The following is a 281-nucleotide window of genomic DNA, read 5'->3' as shown; positions in this document are numbered from 1 at the left end:
GGCCATGGCGCGGACCTGTTCCAGGGCTTGCTCCAGCTCGCGCACGGCGGCCTGCATGTCCAGCGTTTTGCCCTGTGCGCCGGGCTGGGCGTCGGCGCTGATGAACAGGCCCTTGCCGGCGCGCACCGCGCCCCAGCCGTCGGTGCGCAGTTCAAAGCCTTCGCCGCGTTGCTGCCGTTGCGCATCCACCAGATGGCCGAGATTCAGCTGGCTCTTGCCGCTGTATTCGGTGCTGAGCTTGATGTGCTCTTTTCCGCGCGAGTCATCCAGGCGTAGCTTGT

The 281-nt window shown here is 66.5% G+C and carries 1 protein-coding gene; it reads right to left on the bottom strand.

Going from position 1 to position 281, the window contains the following annotated elements:
• On the bottom strand, positions 1-281 hold a 281-nt coding region (locus tag IB255_RS31365), incomplete at both ends, for a type VI secretion system Vgr family protein (protein WP_192211299.1).

The organism is Pseudomonas sp. PDM22, assembly GCF_014851965.1.
Classification (GTDB): Bacteria; Pseudomonadota; Gammaproteobacteria; order Pseudomonadales; family Pseudomonadaceae; genus Pseudomonas.
Note: the sequence above shows the minus strand (reverse complement) of the source record. Positions and strands in the feature narration are given on the sequence as shown.